Source organism: Streptomyces sp. NPDC093600 (genome assembly GCF_044764755.1).
Lineage (GTDB): Bacteria > Actinomycetota > Actinomycetes > Streptomycetales > Streptomycetaceae > Streptomyces.
Map to the genome: position 1 here is coordinate 142,767 of NZ_JBIWIU010000006.1, position 17,541 is coordinate 160,307.

Annotated in this window: 14 protein-coding genes; 6 read left to right on the forward strand and 8 right to left on the reverse strand. The window is 72.4% G+C overall.

Going from position 1 to position 17,541, the window contains the following annotated elements:
- Positions 1 to 34: 34 nt before the first annotated feature.
- The 3 genes from ACIRB4_RS17250 to ACIRB4_RS17260 form a co-directional block, all read right to left on the reverse strand.
- Positions 35 to 1,378, reverse strand: coding sequence for an ABC transporter substrate-binding protein (locus ACIRB4_RS17250; RefSeq protein WP_403292056.1), 1,344 nt, complete (start codon positions 1,376 to 1,378; stop codon positions 35 to 37).
- Positions 1,379 to 1,457: 79 nt separating this feature from the next.
- Positions 1,458 to 2,477, reverse strand: a complete 1,020-nt coding sequence (locus tag ACIRB4_RS17255) for a carbohydrate ABC transporter permease (protein ID WP_403292057.1) — start codon at positions 2,475 to 2,477, stop codon at positions 1,458 to 1,460.
- A gap of 3 nt (positions 2,478 to 2,480) precedes the next feature.
- Positions 2,481 to 3,407 (reverse strand): carbohydrate ABC transporter permease, encoded by a 927-nt coding sequence (locus ACIRB4_RS17260; RefSeq protein WP_403292058.1) that lies wholly within the window; start codon positions 3,405 to 3,407, stop codon positions 2,481 to 2,483.
- A gap of 273 nt (positions 3,408 to 3,680) precedes the next feature.
- Here ACIRB4_RS17260 and ACIRB4_RS17265 point away from each other — a divergent pair, with 273 nt between their 5' ends.
- Complete coding sequence (locus ACIRB4_RS17265; RefSeq protein WP_403292404.1) at positions 3,681 to 4,667, forward strand: LacI family DNA-binding transcriptional regulator; 987 nt, start codon at positions 3,681 to 3,683, stop codon at positions 4,665 to 4,667.
- A gap of 506 nt (positions 4,668 to 5,173) precedes the next feature.
- On the opposite strand, the gene ACIRB4_RS17270 is transcribed toward ACIRB4_RS17265, so the two are convergent.
- Positions 5,174 to 6,172, reverse strand: a complete 999-nt coding sequence (locus ACIRB4_RS17270) for a LacI family DNA-binding transcriptional regulator (RefSeq protein WP_403292059.1) — start codon at positions 6,170 to 6,172, stop codon at positions 5,174 to 5,176.
- A 359-nt stretch (positions 6,173 to 6,531) separates the two neighbouring features.
- Between ACIRB4_RS17270 and ACIRB4_RS17275 the strand changes: the two genes are divergently transcribed.
- On the forward strand, positions 6,532 to 8,604 hold the full coding sequence (locus tag ACIRB4_RS17275) for a glycoside hydrolase (RefSeq protein WP_403292061.1): 2,073 nt from the start codon (positions 6,532 to 6,534) through the stop codon (positions 8,602 to 8,604).
- A gap of 4 nt (positions 8,605 to 8,608) precedes the next feature.
- Here ACIRB4_RS17275 and ACIRB4_RS17280 read toward each other — a convergent pair whose 3' ends face one another.
- Positions 8,609 to 10,375 carry a beta-galactosidase family protein gene (locus ACIRB4_RS17280; RefSeq protein WP_403292062.1) on the reverse strand — a complete coding sequence of 589 codons (1,767 nt, stop codon included), beginning with the start codon at positions 10,373 to 10,375 and terminating at the stop codon, positions 8,609 to 8,611.
- A 165-nt stretch (positions 10,376 to 10,540) separates the two neighbouring features.
- On the opposite strand from ACIRB4_RS17280, the gene ACIRB4_RS17285 reads away from it, so the two are divergent.
- Complete coding sequence (locus tag ACIRB4_RS17285; protein ID WP_403292064.1) at positions 10,541 to 11,278, forward strand: LuxR C-terminal-related transcriptional regulator; 738 nt, start codon at positions 10,541 to 10,543, stop codon at positions 11,276 to 11,278.
- A gap of 296 nt (positions 11,279 to 11,574) precedes the next feature.
- Here ACIRB4_RS17285 and ACIRB4_RS17290 read toward each other — a convergent pair whose 3' ends face one another.
- Both ACIRB4_RS17290 and ACIRB4_RS17295 read right to left on the reverse strand, forming a co-directional pair.
- Positions 11,575 to 13,215, reverse strand: a complete 1,641-nt coding sequence (locus tag ACIRB4_RS17290) for an amidohydrolase (protein ID WP_403292066.1) — start codon at positions 13,213 to 13,215, stop codon at positions 11,575 to 11,577.
- Between the two features lie 32 nt (positions 13,216 to 13,247).
- The gene (locus ACIRB4_RS17295) at positions 13,248 to 13,922 is read right to left on the reverse strand and encodes a TetR/AcrR family transcriptional regulator (RefSeq protein WP_403292068.1); all 675 of its coding nucleotides are present in this window, start codon (positions 13,920 to 13,922) and stop codon (positions 13,248 to 13,250) included.
- 68 nt (positions 13,923 to 13,990) lie between these two features.
- Between ACIRB4_RS17295 and ACIRB4_RS17300 the strand changes: the two genes are divergently transcribed.
- Positions 13,991 to 15,502 (forward strand): purine-cytosine permease family protein, encoded by a 1,512-nt coding sequence (locus tag ACIRB4_RS17300; RefSeq protein WP_403292069.1) that lies wholly within the window; start codon positions 13,991 to 13,993, stop codon positions 15,500 to 15,502.
- Here the strand turns inward: ACIRB4_RS17300 and pstS are convergent.
- Positions 15,469 to 16,596 (reverse strand): phosphate ABC transporter substrate-binding protein PstS, encoded by a 1,128-nt coding sequence (gene pstS, locus ACIRB4_RS17305; RefSeq protein ID WP_403292071.1) that lies wholly within the window; start codon positions 16,594 to 16,596, stop codon positions 15,469 to 15,471. The two genes, ACIRB4_RS17300 and pstS, sit on opposite strands and share 34 nt — an antisense overlap.
- Positions 16,597 to 16,834: 238 nt before the next feature.
- On the opposite strand from pstS, the gene ACIRB4_RS17310 reads away from it, so the two are divergent.
- Both ACIRB4_RS17310 and ACIRB4_RS17315 read left to right on the forward strand, forming a co-directional pair.
- Positions 16,835 to 17,056 (forward strand): hypothetical protein, encoded by a 222-nt coding sequence (locus ACIRB4_RS17310; RefSeq protein ID WP_403292072.1) that lies wholly within the window; start codon positions 16,835 to 16,837, stop codon positions 17,054 to 17,056.
- A gap of 99 nt (positions 17,057 to 17,155) precedes the next feature.
- The gene (locus tag ACIRB4_RS17315; RefSeq protein ID WP_403292074.1) at positions 17,156 to 17,515 is read left to right on the forward strand and encodes an ArsR/SmtB family transcription factor; all 360 of its coding nucleotides are present in this window, start codon (positions 17,156 to 17,158) and stop codon (positions 17,513 to 17,515) included.
- The last annotated feature ends 26 nt before the right edge of the window (positions 17,516 to 17,541 follow it).

Sequence of the window (17,541 nt, forward strand, 5' to 3'; positions counted from 1 at the left end):
GCGCCGCCGCCGCGCGGCGACAACGGCGATCCCGCTACTTGTTGACGTCGAAGCCCTGGTCGGTGCCGTACGTGACGCTGGCCCGCTGCCAGTCCTCCAGGCCCTTGGAGAGCGGGGTCGAGGAGACGTACGCCTTGCCCACGGTGTCGTTGAAGACGGAGTTCGCGTACACCTGGTACGGCAGGTACGACCAGCCGGTGCCGACCGTGGCGGCCGACTCGGCGAAGATCTTGTTGGCCTGCTGGCCGCCGAAGTAGGGGAACGCGGTCTCGAGGAACTTCTTCGACTCCAGGTCCGCCGTGGTGGCCGGGAAGGCGCCCTCGGCGACGCGGGCCGAGGCACCTGCGCCGGTCGTGGCGTACTCGATGAAGGCGTAGGCCAGTTCCTTGTTCTCGGCGGCCCTCGGCACGGCGAGGGAGCTGCCGCCGTTCTCGGCGCTCGTACGGGCGCCCGCGCTCCACTGCGGAAGCGGCGCCACCCGCCAGTCACCGGAGGCAGAGGCGACGCCCGAGGTGAAGTTGGCGGGCATCCACGCGCCGATCGCCAGCGTGGCGATACTGCCGTCGGCCAGCCCCTTGTACCACTCGTCGCTCCAGGAGGTGATCGGCGCGACCAGGTCCTCGTCGAGCAGCTTCTGCCATGTGCCGGTGTACGTCTTGGTGCCGGCGTCCCCGAAGTCGATGGACACATCGGTACCGGACGTCTTGTAGGGGCGGCCCCCGGCCTGCCAGATGAGACTGGTGGTGGATCCCGCGTCGCCCGTGTCGTTGGTGATGAAGACCTTCGGGTCGGCCTTGTGCAGGGCGCGTGCCGCCTCCACGTACGCGTCCCAGGTGGCGGGGACCGCGATGCCGTGCTTGTCGAAGACCTTCTTGTTGTAGAAGAGGGCCATGGGGCCCGAGTCCATGGGCAGGGCGTAGACGGACCGGTCGTACGTCACCGCGTCCCACGGGCCGGGGCTGAACGTCTTGTCGAACGCGGCCGCGCCGTAACCCGAGAGGTCCTCCACCGACTTGGCGATGGCGAACTGACCCAGGGCGTAGTACTCCACCTGCGCCACGTCGGGGGCGCCCGAGCCGGCGGCGATGGCGTTCTGCAGCGCCGTGTACTGCTTGTCGCCGGTGCCGGCGTTGACCAGCTCGATGTCGACCTGGGGGTACTTCTTCTCGAAGTCGGCGGCCGCCTTCTTCAGCGTGGGTTCCCAGGCCCACACCGTCACCTTGCCGCCCTTCTCCAGAGCGGACTTCACGTCCTTCGGACCGCCGCCGCCGCCGGCGTCGTCGGCCGGGCCGGACGAGCCGCAGGCGGTCGCGCCGAGGACCATCGCACAGGCCGTGGCGACGGCACCGAGAAGCCGGCGGGTGCTGTTCGTTCTCATGGGGTGGTGCTCCTGGTTCGGTGTGCGGGCGGGCGGGCGGGCGGGCGGATGCGGATGCGGGGCGACGGGGAGCGCGCGGCTACTCCTTGACGCTGCCTGCGGCCAGGCCGGACTGCCAGTACCGCTGGAGCAGCAGGAAGACCGCGACGATCGGCACGATCGTGAGCAGCGAGCCCATGATGATGAGGTCGAAGACGGCCTCGCCGCCCGCTGTCTGCGCCTGGGCGTTCCAGGCGTTGAGCCCGAGCGTGAGCGGGTACCAGTCCGGGTCCTTGATCATGATCAGCGGCAGGAAGTAGTTGTTCCAGGTCGCGACCATCGAGAAGAGCAGCACGGTCACGGTGCCCGGCATCAGCAGGGGCAGCGCGATCCGGACGAAGGTGCGCAGTTCGCCGGACCCGTCGATGCGGGCCGCTTCGAGCAGTTCGGCCGGCACGGCCTCGCGGGTGAACACCCACATCAGGTACAGGCCGAAGGGGGAGATGAGGGAGGGGATGATGACGGCCCACGGCGTGTTGGTGAGCCCCATGTTGCTGAACATCAGGAAGGTCGGGACCGCCAGGGCCGTGCCCGGTACGGCCACCGCTCCGATGACGACGGCGAACACGGCGCGGCGCCCGGGGAAGTCGTACGTGGCGAGCGCGTAGCCGCCGAGGACGGCGAGGACGGTGGCGCCTCCGGCGCCCGCGGCGACGTACAGCACGGTGTTGAGCAGCCAGCGTACGAACACGCCGTCGTCGTACGTCAGCGTGCGGGAGAGGTTGCTCCAGAGGTCGAAGTCCTCGGCGAACCACAGGCCGAAGGAGTTGAGCAGGCCGTCCTGGTCCTTCGTGGAGTTGATGACCAGCCAGACGAGGGGGAGCAGGGTGTAGACGAGGACAAGACCGGTCAGGAGCGTCAGCGGAACGCTGCGACGGGGGTCGAGCGGGGTGTGGGGGCGCCGTCGCCGGGTGACCGGTCGGCCGGCGGTACGGGAGGACGTACGGGAGGGGGTACGGCTGGTGCGGGCCGTGGCGGTCGGAACGGGACCGGGATCGGGACCGTGATCGGGGTCCGCCGCGGCGTTCGCCCGGGTGTCGTCGAGGTCGGGGGTGGTCATGGCTCAGCCCTTCCGCATGCCGCGCAGCTGGACGGTGTAGGCGATGACCGCGGTGATGACACCCATCACGATCGCCACGGTCGCCGCGTAGTTGTGCTGCTGGCCGGAGAAGGACAGCGAGTAGGTGTACAGGTTGGGGGTGAAGTCGCTGGTGATCGCGTTCGGGGCGAGCTTCTGCAGGATGCTCGGTTCGTTGAAAAGCTGGAAGCTGCCGATGATCGAGAAGATCGTCGCGATGACCAGGGCGCCGCGGATGGCCGGCAGCTTGACCGAGGCCACGATCCGCCACTCCCCGGCGCCGTCGATCGCGGCCGCCTCGTAGAGCGAGCGAGGGACGACCTTGAGCGCCGAGTAGAGGATCAGCACGTTGTAGCCGACGAACTCCCAGGTCACGATGTTGCCGATGGAGGCAAGGACGAGCGCGGGGGAGAGCGGGTCGGGCAGCGAGACACCGAACGCGTCGTTGACGTTGCCGACCAGGCCGAACCGGGTGCCGTAGATGAACCCCCACATGAGGCCGGCGACCACGGCGGGCACGGCGTACGGCAGGAAGACCGCGATACGGAAGAAGCCCGTGCCGTACAGCCGGCCGCTGTCGATCGCGAGCGCGACCAGCAGGGCGATGCCCAGCATGACCGGCACCTGCACCGCGAGGAAGAGACCGACCCTGGCCAGGCCCTCCCAGAACTCCGGATCGGTCAGCGCCTGGCGGTAGTTGTCCAGGCCCACGAAGGAGGTCCCGCCGACGAGGCGGTCGCGGAAGAGGCTGAGGTAGAGCGCGTATCCGATCGGAGCGAGGAAGACGAGCCCGAAGACCGCGACGAACGGGCCGGCGAAGCCCCACCCGGCGAGCGCTTGCGCACCGGGGCGGAACCGCGCGCGTCGACGGGGTGGTGATACCGCCTTCGCGGACGTCGGCAGGAGCGTCATGGTGGGTCCTCGTGTCGGTGACCGACCGGTCCGGGCGGGGAGGGAGAAGGCCCTCGGGGCCGGAGAGAGCCGGATCGGGAGCTGCCCCGATGAGAAATGTTTACGTAATCATCGGTAGCGTGATGGTGACACTCCCACTGGGGGGCGTCAAGCACGAAGCAGTGGTGAATGGAAGGGATTCCGGTGGCGGAGAAGGATGCGCCCGCACGTACGGGGACGGGCGACGGGGGCGGGGGCCGGGCGGCCGAGAAGGGGCGGCGGCGGCGCGTCTCGATGGCGGACGTCGCACGGGTGGCGGGCGTCTCGTCGCAGACGGTCTCCCGCGTCTCCAACGGAGACCCGGCGGTGGTCGAGAAGACGCGGCAGAAGGTGCTCGACGCCATGCGGCAGCTCGGCTACCGGCCCAACAGCGCCGCCCGCGCCCTCAAACGCGGCGACTTCAGGACCATCGGCGTCATCACGATGAGCCTCTCCAGCACCGGCAACGTGCGGACGCTGGAGGCCATCGCGAGCTGCGCGTCCCGCGCGGGGTACGCGGTCACGCTGATCCCGCTCGACGCCCCGACGCAGGACAACGTCAAGGGCGCCTTCACGCGCCTCGACGAGCTCGCGGTGGACGCGGTCGTCCTCATCATGGAGGTGCATCTCCTCGACACGAGGTCGCTGACCCTGCCGCCCCATGTGACCGTGGTCGTCGTGGACTCCGACGCCGGCGACCGCTTCCACGTGGTGGACACCGACCAGGGCCAGGGCGCGCGGACGGCGGTACGGCACCTCCTGGAGCTCGGTCACCGCACGGTCTGGCACGTCGCCGGACCGGAGGAGTCCTTCGCGGCGGGCCGCCGCGAGGCCGCGTGGGAGGCGACGCTGCGCGCGGAGGGGTGTGAGGTGCCGCCGCTCCTGCGCGGTGACTGGACCTCGGAATCCGGCTACGAGGCGGGCCTCCGGCTGGCGGAGGAGGCCGGCTGCACTGCGGTGTTCGTGGCGAACGACCAGATGGCCCTCGGGGTGCTCCGCGCGCTGCACGAGCGCGGCAGGCGCGTGCCGGAGGAGGTCAGCGTGGTCGGTTTCGACGATGTGGCGGAGGCGGGCTCGTTCATCCCCCCGCTGACCACGGTCCACCAGGACTTCGCCAGGGTGGGGGAGTTGTGCGTCGACGCGGTCCTACGGGAGTTGAGCGGCGAAACACTGGACCGGGGCACGACGCTGGTCCCGACCCGCCTCGTGATCCGAGCCAGCACCGCCCCGAGCCCGGCGTGAAGGAGGCCCCGCTCGGCGGGGCTGGGCGCGACGGGCCCGGCGACCGGGCCGCGTGAACCGGCCGACTCGGCCGGTGCGGGCTGCACCTGACTGTTGTCGGTCGGCGGGGACGAACTCGACGACCTGGCCTGCACCGACGGGCGCGGCCGGAGAAACGCGACTGGCGCGGCCAGGCATGGGCGGTGTTCGGGAACGCACCTGACCGGCCGCCGGCGGCGGGAAGGAGCCCGGCGGGGCCGGCGTGCACCGGCTGTCGCGGTCGGGGAAGACCTGGGCGAGCCCGTCGGGCTGGCGTGCACCGGCCGACGCGGCCGGCCCTGCGGGCCGCACCTGACTGGTCGTCAGCCGAAGGCAAAGAGCCCGACGTGCTCGCCTGAACCGGCGGGCGGCGGTCGGCGCGACGGGCTCGGCGGCCGGTCCGGCCGGCGAGCGTCCCCGGGCCGAGCCGTGTGAAGCGCCGGGAGGCTGAGCCGCCGCCGACGTTCGCCGCCGGGCCTGGCCCCCGGTCAAGTCCCGCCGCGTCCCGGGGGCGGCGGGGCCGTGCTGGCGCGGACGACGAGGGACGGGTCCACCGCCATGCGGCGCGGGCCTTCCGTTCGGCCCTCGATCTGGGCGAGCAGGAGGGCGACGCAGTGGCGGCCCACCAGGTCGAAGTCCTGGCGCACCGTCGTCAGGGGTGGTGGGAAGAAGGCCGCCTCCGCGGTGTCGTCGAAGCCGATGACGCTGACGTCCCCCGGCACGTCGCGGCCGGCCTCGTGCAGGGCGCGCATCAGCCCGAGCGCCATCTGGTCGTTGGCGGCGAAGACGGCCGTCACGTCGGGGCGCCCGGCCAGTTCCCGGCCGGCCAGGTACCCGGACGCCGCCGTCCACTCCCCGTACAGGACAGGCGGGACCGGGGCCCCGGCCGCCGCGAGCGTGGCCCGCCAGGACTCCGCGCGCCGCCGGGCGGCGAAGGAGTCCCGGGGGCCCGCCACATGCCAGACCGTGCGGTGGCCGAGGCCCAGAAGATGGGTGACCGCGCTGTGCGCGCCGAGGGCCTGGTCGAAGTCGACGTGGGGATGGCGGTGTCCGGCGTCGCCGTCGGCGACGACGACCGGCATGGCGGGCGGCAGGCGCAGGGACGGCGTGTCCAGTATCTGCGACTCGACCAGCACGATGCCGTCGACGGACTGGAGCATCAGATGCTGGAACGCCCGCCGCACGGCCGCCTCCGTCTGAGCCCGTACGCCCATGAAGTTCACGGAGAAGTCCGCCTCCCGCGCGGCGTCGGCGATGGCGCCGAGCGTCCTCGCGTTCCCGTGGGCGCTCAGGTCGAAGCTGATGACGCCCAGCGCCCCGAACCTGCCGGTGACCAGGGCGCGCGCCGCCGTGTTGGGGCGGTAGCCGAGCGTCCGCATCGCCGCGAGGACCTTCTCGCGGGTCGTCGAGTCGACGTTCTCCCGGTTGTTGGAGACCCGGGAGACGGTCTGCGACGACACACCGGCCAGCGCTGCGACGTCCGCCATGGACGGCCACTGCCTCGCGGGCCGCGCGCGTGGCGTCCTCGTCCTCTTCTCGGTCGCCATCGGCCCGCCCCTCCGCCCGCCCCGAACCCCTGGAAGCCCTGGAAAGGGCGCTGCGCGGACACATGGCGCCGCAGCCGCATGTTGACGCAAACACATCTCCCGGTCAAACCGGTCCCCGTTCCTGTCGGGAGCCTTGACAGGCATGGAGGGCGCTCCCAGACTCTCCCCACAGCGCTGGTGTTTACGCAAACATTCGTCGATGGGCCTTGCCGGCCCGACAGGACGGCCGACCACGCCCCGCGCGCACACGCACACGCAGCTCGCCCCGCACACACCGCCCCACCCCCAGGGAGTCGCACGTGTCTGCCACCCGTACGCGATCAGTGCCCCGCCGTCGGCCCCGCGCCCGCCGTCGCATCGGGCCGCCGTCCCGCCGCCCGGTCGCGGCCCTCACCGCCGCCTGCGCCGTGGCCGTCCTCGCCACCACCGGAGCCACCGGAGCCACCGGCCACACCGGGCCCCGGGCGACGGCGGCCGAGGCGGCGGCCGGAACGCTGACGGTCCGCCTCGATCCCAGCTACCAGCAGCCGCCGTTCCAGGGCTGGGGCACCGCCCTCGCGTGGTTCGCCAACGTCACCGGCGGCTGGCCCGACGCCCAGCGGAACCGGCTGGCGGACGACCTGTACGGCGCGAACGGCCTCGGCTTCACCATCGCCCGGTACAACATCGGCGGCGGCGACAGCCCGGAGACCGCGCCCTACATGCGCGCGGGAGCGGCGGTGCCCGGCTACTGGAACCGGCCGGGACCGGAGTCGCCCGACTGGTGGGATCCCGCCAGGGCCGACCACTGGAACCCGAACGCCGACGCCAACCAGCGATGGTGGCTCACCGCGGCCAAGGCGCGCGGCGCCCGGACCTTCGAGGCGTTCTCCAACTCCGCTCCGTACTACATGACCAACAGCGGGCTCGTCTCGGGGGCCACGGACCCGAACAAGGACAACCTCCGCTCCGACCAGTACGAACGGTTCGCCGCCTATCTCTCCGGCGCCCTCCGGCGCGCACAGGACTCCACCGGCGTGCGGTTCGGCTCCCTCTCCCCGGTCAACGAGCCCAATACCGGATACTGGCGCGCCGGCGGCCGTCAGGAGGGCTCGCACTGGGACCCCGCCTCGCAGGCCCGCATGATCTCCACGCTCCGCGCCACGCTCGACGCCGACGGGGTCGCCACCCCGATCGCGGCCATGGACGAGACGAACTCCGGCCTGTTCCGTACCAACTGGGAGTCGTACGCCCCCGCCGTGCGCGACGCCGTCGGTCGCCTCAACACCCACACGTACGGCACCAACGGCCGCACCGGTGTGCGGGACATCGCCAAGGGCGAGGCCACCCCGCTGTGGATGTCCGAGGTGGACCTCGGCGGCAGCGTCCCGCAGTCCTTCACCGACATGAGCCCCGCCCTCGACCTGGCCCGTCGTATCAACGACGACATCAAGGAGCTGGAGCCCCGGGCCTGGGTGCTGTGGCAGGCCGTCGAGGACTACGAGAACATGACCCCGGACCGCGAGAACTCCAACTGGGGCCTGATCCAGACCGACTTCACCCCGGCCGACGCGGCGACCGAACCGATCCGCAAGAACAAGAAGTACTGGGCGATGGCGCAGTACAGCCGTTTCGTCCGCCCCGGCGCCCGCGTCATCAACACCGACGACCCGCACACCCTGGCCGCCCTGCGTCCCGGCGGGCAGGGAACCGTCGTCGTCCACACCAACCCCACCGCCGTGAACCGGGAGATCACTCTCGATCTGAACGGCTTCCAGAGCGTCAGCGACGCCTCCGTCCAGCGCTACACCACCGACGCCACCAGGAACCTCCAGCGCGAGGGCGACGTGACGGCCACGGGCAAGACCCTCAAGGTCACCGTCGGGCCCGGATCCGTCACGACCTTCGTCCTGCCCGGCGCCTCCGGCGTGAACAGGGCAGCCGCCACGGCGCCGGTCGGCGCGCCCCGCCAACTCGTCAACGACCACAGCGGCATGGCGCTCACCGTCACGACCGTCAACGGCGCGAGCGTGCCCGTGCAGCGCGTCTCCGATCCGGCCGACCCCGCCCAGCGGTGGACGTTCACCAAGCTCTCCTCGTCCGACTGGGACAACACCGCCACCTACCGCGTCACCCATGTGAGGACCGGCAGAGCCCTCTCCGTCGCCGGGGGAGCCCTGACCCTGTCGACGCCCGGATCGTCGACCGGGCAGCAGTGGATGCGCTCGACCACCGGCAACGGCCGCACCACACTGATCAACACCGCCACCGGCGGACTCCTCGACGTGACGGGTGCCTCGACGAGCGACGGCGCTCCCGTCGGCGTCTACCAGCCCACGACGGGCGCCAACCAGTCCTGGACCCTCCCCGTCGCCGCCGCGGCGAAGCCCTGACCGGCTACTCCTCGGTGGGGCCGAGGTCGTGCGTGTCCCTGAAGTCGACCGTACGGGCCCGGTGGGCGGCGTGGAGTTCCAGCAGGACGATTTCGTTGCTGCCGGGGCGCAGCACGGGTCCCGGGACGTAGAGGGACCGCTGGGGTCCTCGGGACCAGTACCGGCCGAGTGGGAAGCCGTTGATCCATGCGTTGCCCTTGGTCCATCCGCCGAGGTGGAGGAAGGTGTCGGCGAGGGGCCGGGAGGACGCGGCGCCGAGTTCGAAGGTGCCGCGGTGGAAAGTCGGACCGACCGGCGTGGCGGTGGTCGGGGCGAAGTCCAGACCGTCGAGGGAGGTCAGCGGCAGCGGCCGGTTGGTCCAGCCGACGAGTTCCGCGCCGTCCAGCGTCACGGTGCCGGGCAGTCCCTTGCGGTCATGGATGCCCGGCCCGTAATTGACGCGTCCCTGGTTCTCCACGAGCAGGCCGAGAACGGAGCCGGCGCGAGGCACTGTGAAGGCGATGGCGTGCTCGTGGTTCTCCCGCTCCAGGACTCCGACGGGCCGCCCGTCGAGGAGGACCAGGGCCCGGTCACGCACCTGCTCCACTTCGAGCAGGGCGGGTCCGGCGGCCGGCAGGGCCGTCTCGTACATAACGAATCCGAAGTCCTGCCCGAGCTCCTCCATCGTCAGCGGATGGCGGGAGGGCACGGCGTCGCCGAGCGCCGGAGCGCAGGCCGGCAGACCGGCGCTCTCGGTCAGCTCCACGACGCCCAGGGCGATTTTCTCGGCCCGCGCCGGCACGGGCTCCGCCGGGACCGGGGCGTACTTCGCGATCACCTCGCGAAAGGCGGTGAACTTCTCGGTCGGGTCCCCGGCCTCGTCGAGGGGCGCGTCGTAGTCGTACGAGGTGACGGTCGGCCGGTAGGTGTGTTTGTCGTTGGCGCCGTTGGTGAAACCGAAGTTGGTGCCGCCGTGGAACATGTAGAAGTTGACCGACGCGCCCGTGGCCAGGAGTGCGTCGAGCTCGCGGGCCGCCAGGTCGGGATCGCGGACGACGTGGTGACCGCCCCAGCGGTCGAACCAGCCGATCCAGAACTCCGAGGACAGCAGGGGCCCGGCCGGCCGGTGGGCGCGCAGGGCGGCGAGGTTCTCGGCGGAGCGGCTCCCGAAGTTCGCCGTCGCGAGCACCCCCGGCAGGGCGCCCCGCTCCAGATCGGCGGGCTGGTCGCAGGTGAAGAGGGGGACGTCCACACCGTTACGGCGGAGCGAGGTGGCGAGATGCTCCAGATAGGCGGTGTCGTCGCCGTACGCCCCGTACTCGTTCTCCACCTGCACGGCCAGCACCGGCCCGCCGCGCGTGGCGAGGTAGGGCGCGAGCGGGGTGAGGAGCCGCTCGAAGTAGTCGTCGACCGCGGAGAGGAAGCGGGGATCGCGGGAGCGCAACCGGATACCGGGCTCGGCAAGCAGCCACGAAGGCAGACCCCCGCCTTCCCATTCGGCGCAGATGTAGGGGCCGGGGCGGAGCAGGACGTGGAGCCCCTCGGCGGAGGCCAGGTCGAGGAAGGCGGGCAGATCGAGCGCGCCGTCCAGGTGGAACCGGTCCGGCCGCGGCTGGTGCAGGTTCCAGGGGACGTACGTCTCGACCGTGTTGAGGCCCATGAGGCGGGCCTTGCGCAGGCGGTCGGCCCACTGGGCGGGGTGGACCCGGAAGTAGTGCAGGCCGCCGGAGAGGAGCCGGAAGGGTTCGCCGTCGAGCCGGAATCCGCCGTCGTCGATCTGAAGAACGGGCATGTGCTGCTGCTCCTGTGCTGGAGGGGAGGCGCGTCGGTGGGCGCGTCGGCGCGGGCGGCCCTGCTGCCATCCCCTGTATGTTTACGTAAACATACAGCGGATGGCAAGCCCTTGAGGGCGGTCGTACGATGGCGGGCCAGGACCGGATCGGGCCGGGAGGACAGCGTGGACCTACTCCCCGTGGCAGACGTCGACCGGCTGCTCGCCGTCGTCGCCGACTGCCACTCCGCGCGTACGCTGCCGGAACTCGGCGGCCTGCTCACCGAGTCGCTGGCCGGGCGCCTGGACCTCCGGCACGCCGCCGTGCTCACCGGCGACACCCGCCCCCGTCTCTTCCGGGACGCGACGGCGCAGGCCTCGGGGCTCGCGGTGCCGACCATGGACGCGTACCGGGAATGCTTCCACCGGCTCGACCCCATCGCCCTCGCCGCCTCCCGGGGGACGGTCCGCGCGTCCGCGCGGCCCCTGACGCTGCTCGACGTGGAGCATCTGATCGAGGGGGAGCGGCGTTCGTACGTCGACGACTTCCTGACCCCGGCCGGTATCGGCGCGGTCATGGCCAAGTCGTGGTCCTCGCCCGACGCCGGTCTGCTCTTCGGCGTGGCGCTCTTCGACGGGGAGGAGAGGGCCTTCGGCGTCCGGGAGACGACCCTGCTCGGGTCGCTCGGCCCGGCGGTCCTGCGGATCGCGGCCGGGCTGCTCGACGCCAGGCCGCCCTGGGCGCCGCGGCTCACCCCGCGCGAGACGGAGGCGGTCGCCCTGCTCAGCGAGGGCCTGACCGACGATCAGATCGCTCAGCGCATGGTGGTGGACGTGGGGACGGTGAAGAAGCACCTCGCCGCGGCCCGCCGCAAGTCGGGCAGCCCCAACCGCGTCGCCCTCGCGCGGGCCTGGGCGGGCTGAACCGGACTCCGGCGGCCGCGGCCGGCTCGTCGCACCTCATCATCAGCGCCGGTCGGCCGCCTCCCCGGCTCCGTGCCCCGGCAACGACCACCCCCCTCGGGCCCCGTCGCTTCACCGTGCCGGTCCGGTCCCCCGTTCCGGACCGGCACAAGAGGAAGGCTGGCTTCCTCTCATGCGGCCCTCAGGATCGCCCATTACGGGGACACCGGCCATGGGTCGAAAGGAGAAGATCCGGCTCCGGGCTTGAGCGTCCGGTGCCACGTCCTACGGCCGGCCCACCCCTCCTGCGTTCACGGTCACAGATGGGCGGCGCGGTGCGTCGGCCGGCCGTCGACGAGCGTGAGAAGGACCGGGAGGTCCGGCAGGTCGGTGGCCTGCGTGGTGAGGGGGCTGTCCGCGAAGACCGTGAGGTCGGCGCGGTGGCCGACGGCGATGCGGCCCGCCTCGTGTTCCTCGCCCGCGGCACGGGCGGCGTTCACCGTCATGCCCTGGAGGGCCTCCAGGGCGGTGAGCGCCTGCTCGGGGCCGTGCGGCGGAAGGGTCAGGTCGCGGCTCGGCCTGCGGTGCCGGGCCCCCGCCATGACGCCCAGCGGCGGGTAGGGGGCGATGGGCCAGTCCGAGCCGAGGACGACGGTGGCGCCGGAGTCCCACAGGTCGCGGCAGCGCCACGCGCGGGAGGCGCGCTCCTCGCCCAGGCGCCGCGACCAGTTGTCGGTGTGGTCCGCGCGCGTGAAGTCGCAGCAGTGGGTGGGCTGCATGGAGGCGACGACGTCGAGAGCCGCGAAACGGCGCAGGGTGTCGTCGGGCACGGTCTCGATGTGCTCCACCCGGTGCCTGACCGGGCGGGCGGCGGTGCTCCCGCCTCCGCCGGCCAGGGCCTTCTCGACGGAGTCGAGGACGTGGCGTACGGCGGCGTCACCGATGGCGTGGGTGGCGGTGGGCACGGCGGCCCGGTGGAGTTCCCCGACGATGTGGGTGTACTCCGCCGGGTCCGGCCAGAAGGCGTGCGTGGACTCGCCGTGGCAGTCGGGGCGTTCGAGCCAGGCGGTGCCGTTGTCGACGGTGCCGTCCATGAAGAGCTTCACGCCCTCCGTACGCCACAGGTCACCGCCCGTGCCCTGCTGTTCGATGAGCCCGCGCAGCCCGTCGGCGTCGGTGCCCGGCTGGCACCAGGGCGCCACCCGCAGCCTCAGCGGCAGCTCGCCGGCCGCGTCGAGGTCGGCGTAGAGCGCGGGGCTGTCCCCGTTGGCGTCCATGACGTGCCCGCCGGTGAGCCCCGTGGCGGCCATGCCGCGCAGCGCGGCCGCCAGCCGGTCGCGGCGCTCCTCACGGGTCGGCCGCGGCGCGACCCGTTCCACCAGTTCGCACGCCGCGTCCTCCAGCAGGAGCCCGGTGGGCCGGCCGCCGGCATCGCAGACCACCTCGGCCGAGGCCTGGTCGAAGGTGCGCGGCCCGTCGACACCGGCCAGCTCCAGGGCGCGTCGGCTGGCGAGCATGGAGTGGGCGTCGAACAGCAGCAGGAGGGCCGGCACGCCGTCGAGTACGGCGTCGAAGGGGGCGGACTCGACCGGCCGGTCCCCGAAGACGTTCGGGTCCAGGCCCCAGCCGTGCAGCCACGCACCGGGTGCGAGGGTCCGCGCCTCCCGCGCCAGCGCCTCGCGCACCGCGCCCAGGTCCGGGCAACCCGACAGGTCCAGGCCGTGTGTGAGTTCGGCACCCGACACCGGGTGGAGGTGCCCGTCGACCAGGCCGGGGGTGACCACGGCCCCCTTGAGGTCGATCACCGTCGTCGAGGGGCCGGCGAGGGCGCGTATCCCGCCGTCGTCGCCCAGGGCGGAGATCCGGCCGCCGGACACGGCCACGGCGGTCTCCGGCAGGAACGTGCCGGTGGCCGGGTCGAGCAGACGGGCGGAGAGCAGGACGAGACGGGGGTGCACAGCGGCTCCTTGCAGGGCTTTTCCGGAACAGGTCAGTCGGTGGAGGCGGCGGAATCGGCGGGCCCGTCCGCCGGGGCGCACGGGGGCGCGAGCGTCCCGGCGGGCAGGCCCAGTTCGCGCTCCGCGGTGGTGACGGCCATGCGCGTCACCGCGGCGGGCCGGCCGGTGGTGTCCGTGTTGGCGTGGGCGCCGAGGCCGTCGACGACGACCAGGATCTGCACGGTCGTCAGGTACGGATCGTCCGTACGGAACTCCCCGCGCTGGACGCCCTCGCGGATCAGGCCCTCCAGGCGCCCGCGCCACGCGGCCTCCTGCGCCCCGACCCGGTCGCGCAGGACGGGCCGGTAACGGCTCAGATGCCGGGCGTTGATCCAGAGCCGGCTGATGTCGTCGTACGCCTCACCCGTCGCGTGTGCGAAGAAGCGCGCGAGATGGTCCGTCGGGGTTCCCTCCGGGCGGTCCGGCGGGACGAGGCGGTCGAGTTCGGCGGTGGCGGCGCTCCCGAACGCTTCGGCCACCAGGTCCTCCACCGCGGGGAAGTAGTGGCTGATCAGCCCGGGGCGGACGTCGAGCTGTTCGCCGATCCTCCGCAGGGTGATCGACTCCAGCCCCTCGGTCAGGGCGACCGTGGCGGCCGCGGCGACGATCTCCGCACGTCGGTCGGCCGGCGACTTCCGAACTCGCTTGCGCTGAACGCTTGACGACATACCCCGGATGCTATTGAGTGTCCGACCAATAAGCAAGCAGGTGGTACGCCGAGCACCCGGAGGGCCGAATGGCTTCCACGATTCCCGACCCGCACCAGGGCCCCCGCGACGCTTCCGACGCCCCCCGCGCGCCGGAGGCACCCGGTGCCTCTCATGGGCTCGGCGTTCCCGGACCGCCGTCGCCCTTCGAGCGGGCGGTCCGCGTCGAGCGGCACGGCATCGACCACATTCCCGACCGCGAACGCCACGGCCGCCCCCGGGACTTGTTCGCGGTCTGGGCCGCGGCCAACGTCAACTACCTGAGCCTGGTGGTCGGCGGTGCTCTGGTGCTGATGGGCCTGAGCCTGTGGCAGGCCGTCGGGGTGATCGTGGCCGGCAACCTCTTCTGGGTGCTGACCGGACTGCTCGCCGTCTCCGGCCCCGCCTCCGGGACGCCCAGCGAAGTGATCACCCGGGCGCTGTACGGCGTCCGCGGCAACCGCGTGAACAACGCCGTCGTCGGCTGGGCCATCTCCGTCTGCTACTTCGCCCTCAACCTCGCCGCCGCCGCGGTCGCCGCCTCCTCCCTCGTCGAGAGAGCCGGGATACCGGCGGGCGCCGGAGTCAAGGTCGCCGTCGTCGTCGCCATCGCCGCGCTCACCCTGACCATCAGCGTCTACGGCCACGCCGTGATCGTGAAGCTGTACCTCCCGATCACCCTGGCCCTGACCGCCGCCTTCGCCGTCGTCGCCTTCGGCGTCCTCGGGCACGCCGACCTCTCGTACACGCCCGCCGAGCCGCTGACCGGCGCCGGACTCTGGGCGACCCTCGCCGCCGGGGTCACCCTGATCGCCGCCGGACCGCTCTCGTACACCACCAGCGCCGACTTCTCCCGTTATCTGCCCCGTACGGCGTCGCCGAAGGCGGTCCTCGGGTGGACCGCCCTCGGCGGCTTCCTGCCCAGCGTCGCCGTCTGCACCCTCGGCGCGCTCGCCGCGACCGCGGTCGACATGAGCGACCCGCAGACCGCCCTTGAGGGGATCCTGCCCCGCTGGTTCACGCCGCTGTTCCCGGTCGCCCTGGTCGTGGGCACCATCTCCCTCAACGCCCTGACCGCCTACAGCGCGGGCCTGGCTCTCCAGGCCGTCGGCCTCCGCATCCGCCGCGCCCTCAGCGTCCTGGTCGACGGCGCCGTGGCCGTCGCCCTCACCCTCTACGCCCTGCTCGTCTCCGACTTCCTCGACACCGTCAGCAGCGTCCTCCAGCTGACCGTCGTCCTGCTCGGCCCCAGCATGGCCGTCTACGCCACCGACATCCTGCTGCGCCGCAACCGCTACGACGGGCCCGCGCTCACCGACGAGACGCCCGGCAGCCGCTTCTGGTACACCGCCGGCGTCCACGGCGCCGGTGCCGTCGCCCTCCTGGCCGGCACGACCGCGGCCGCCCTCTGCGTCGACACCCTCTACACCGGCCCGGTCGCGAGCGCCCTGGGCGGTGTGGACCTGTCCCTGCCGGTCGGCATCGTCGTCGCGTCCGCCACCTACGCGCTCCTGGCGCGCTTCCCCGCTCAGGACAGAGTGCTGACGACCTCTCGGACCTGAGCCGCCACGGAGTCGGGCAGGGGAGCGTGGTGGATCGAGGGCAGCAGCCGCTGCCCGTCCTCGCCCGCGGTGTAGGAGAGGAAGGACTTCAGAGCGGGCAGCGTCTCCGGATCGTTGCCCCTGTCGCAGACGATCTCGTACGTCACCAGGACGATCGGGTACGCGCCTTCGGCGGACGTCCGGTAGTCCAGGTTCAGCGCCAGGTCCCCGCCCTCACCGGCGACTTCGGCCTCGGCGATGCCCGCCGAGGCGCTCCGGGTGCTCGGCGCGACGGGCTCCGACGCGCCCGTGGCGATGCGTACGGTGTCGATCCCGCGCTTGACGGCGAAGGACAGCTCGAAGTAGCCGATGGCGCCCTCCGTCTGGGCCACCGTGCCGGCGACGCCGTCCGAACCCGTCCCCGACTGACCGCCCCTGGCCTGCCACTTCTTGCCCGCCGGGTACGGCCAGGACGTCCGGGCCGCGGCCTTGAGATAGGCGGTGAGGTTCTGGGTGGTGCCGGAGTCGTCGGCGCGGTGGACCGGGACCACGGGCAGGTCGGGCAAGGTCGCCCCGGGGTTGAGGCGTTGGATCGACGGATGGTTCCAGCGGGTGATCCGGGCGTCGAAGAGACGGGCGAGGGTCGGGGCGTCGAGCACCAGGCCGCTCACCCCCGGCACGTTGTGGCCGATGGCGATCGGGCCGCCGGTCATGGGCAGGTCGATCGCCCGCCCGCCGTCGCAGACGCCCTTGCTCTCCTCCACGTCCCGGCGGCTCAGCGCCTCGTCCGTGCCGCCGAACGCGGTGGCCCCGCGCTGGAACTGGGCCACGCCCGCCCCCGATCCGAGCGGGTTGTAGGCGACCTCCACCCCCGCGCACGCCCGCTGGTAATCCTGGATCCACCGCTTCATCGCGTTCTGCTGCGCGGAGGACCCGGACCCGCGCACCTTGCCGGACGCGACGCACTCGATGTCCGGTACGGCCTGCGCGGCCGACGGCGTGCCGTCGGCGTCGGAGCCGCCCGCGCCACAGGCCGCGACCAGCAGCGTTCCGGCCACCGCGACAGCCACGCCGCGCCGGCGGCCGGCCCGTCCCCTGCCTCGGAGCCGCACCATGTCCCCCCTGAGGTGTACGCGCGTGATCCTTGCGGACCGACGCGGATGAACGGCCGCGGCGCACACCGGCGGCCCGGTGCGAGAATGATCAGCGAGAGCGTGGAGCACGAGGTGGAGCCGAGGTGAACGCGAGTCGTCCTCCCGGCGACCTTCCGGCGGTGCGCGTCACCGCCTCCTCCACCGGGCGAGAGTTCGAGACTGTTCCTCGGTGGCCCCGGCGGCGCATACTGGCCTCACGATGACAAACCGATCCGCGCCCCGGCGCCACCTGCCCACCAGCCCCTTCGCGGCCCCTTCCGACCCCGTGATCAAAGATTTCTCCGTCGGCGACCGCGTGTCCCACGATCGTCACGGTCTGGGGACGATCATCGGCCAGGAGACGACGGGTGCCCTGCTCGTCGACTTCGGTGCCACCCGGCTCCGCATCCTGAGCCCCTACAAGGGCATGCACAAGCTCTGAGCACGCCCGTGAGCCCCGTCCCCCGGCGCGCAGTGCCGGGGGGCGGGGCTTTCGCGTGCGGCGGGAGGAGCGCCTGAGGCCCGCGCCTACGATGGGCGCATGGCCGAACGTGAGGGATCCACGACCGCGAACGGTGCGCACCAGCGCACCCCCGGCGCCGCCGAGCTCGCCGCCGCCGCCGGGGTGTTCGCGCTGCTCGCGGACCCGACCCGACTGCATCTGGTCTGGCTGCTGAGCCGGGGGGAGTCGGACGTCACCGCCCTCGCCGAGGCGTGCGGCGCCGCGCGCCCGGCCGTCAGCCAGCACCTGGCCAAGCTGAGGCTCGGCGGCCTCGTCCAGCACCGCAAGGACGGACGGCGGGTGGTCTACACCCTGCCGGACGGGCACATGCGACGCCTTGTGGTCGAGGCGATCAGCCACGCGGACCACCAGGTGACCGGGGAGCCCTGGCACGACTGACCCTCTCTCCCTCCCCTGGACTCGAA

Excerpts from the sequence above, each read along its gene's own strand:
- ACIRB4_RS17315 (WP_403292074.1), top strand. The coding sequence starts at position 17,156 with ATGGCCGAACGTGAGGGATCCACGACCGCGAACGGTGCGCACCAGCGC.
- ACIRB4_RS17310 (WP_403292072.1), top strand. The coding sequence starts at position 16,835 with ATGACAAACCGATCCGCGCCCCGGCGCCACCTGCCCACCAGCCCCTTC.
- ACIRB4_RS17300 (WP_403292069.1), top strand. The coding sequence starts at position 13,991 with ATGGCTTCCACGATTCCCGACCCGCACCAGGGCCCCCGCGACGCTTCC.
- pstS (WP_403292071.1), bottom strand. The coding sequence starts at position 16,596 with ATGGTGCGGCTCCGAGGCAGGGGACGGGCCGGCCGCCGGCGCGGCGTG.
- ACIRB4_RS17260 (WP_403292058.1), bottom strand. The coding sequence starts at position 3,407 with ATGACGCTCCTGCCGACGTCCGCGAAGGCGGTATCACCACCCCGTCGA.
- ACIRB4_RS17250 (WP_403292056.1), bottom strand. The coding sequence starts at position 1,378 with ATGAGAACGAACAGCACCCGCCGGCTTCTCGGTGCCGTCGCCACGGCC.
- ACIRB4_RS17280 (WP_403292062.1), bottom strand. The coding sequence starts at position 10,375 with ATGCCCGTTCTTCAGATCGACGACGGCGGATTCCGGCTCGACGGCGAA.
- ACIRB4_RS17265 (WP_403292404.1), top strand. The coding sequence starts at position 3,681 with ATGGCGGACGTCGCACGGGTGGCGGGCGTCTCGTCGCAGACGGTCTCC.
- ACIRB4_RS17295 (WP_403292068.1), bottom strand. The coding sequence starts at position 13,922 with ATGTCGTCAAGCGTTCAGCGCAAGCGAGTTCGGAAGTCGCCGGCCGAC.
- ACIRB4_RS17270 (WP_403292059.1), bottom strand. The coding sequence starts at position 6,172 with ATGGCGGACGTCGCAGCGCTGGCCGGTGTGTCGTCGCAGACCGTCTCC.
- ACIRB4_RS17255 (WP_403292057.1), bottom strand. The coding sequence starts at position 2,477 with ATGACCACCCCCGACCTCGACGACACCCGGGCGAACGCCGCGGCGGAC.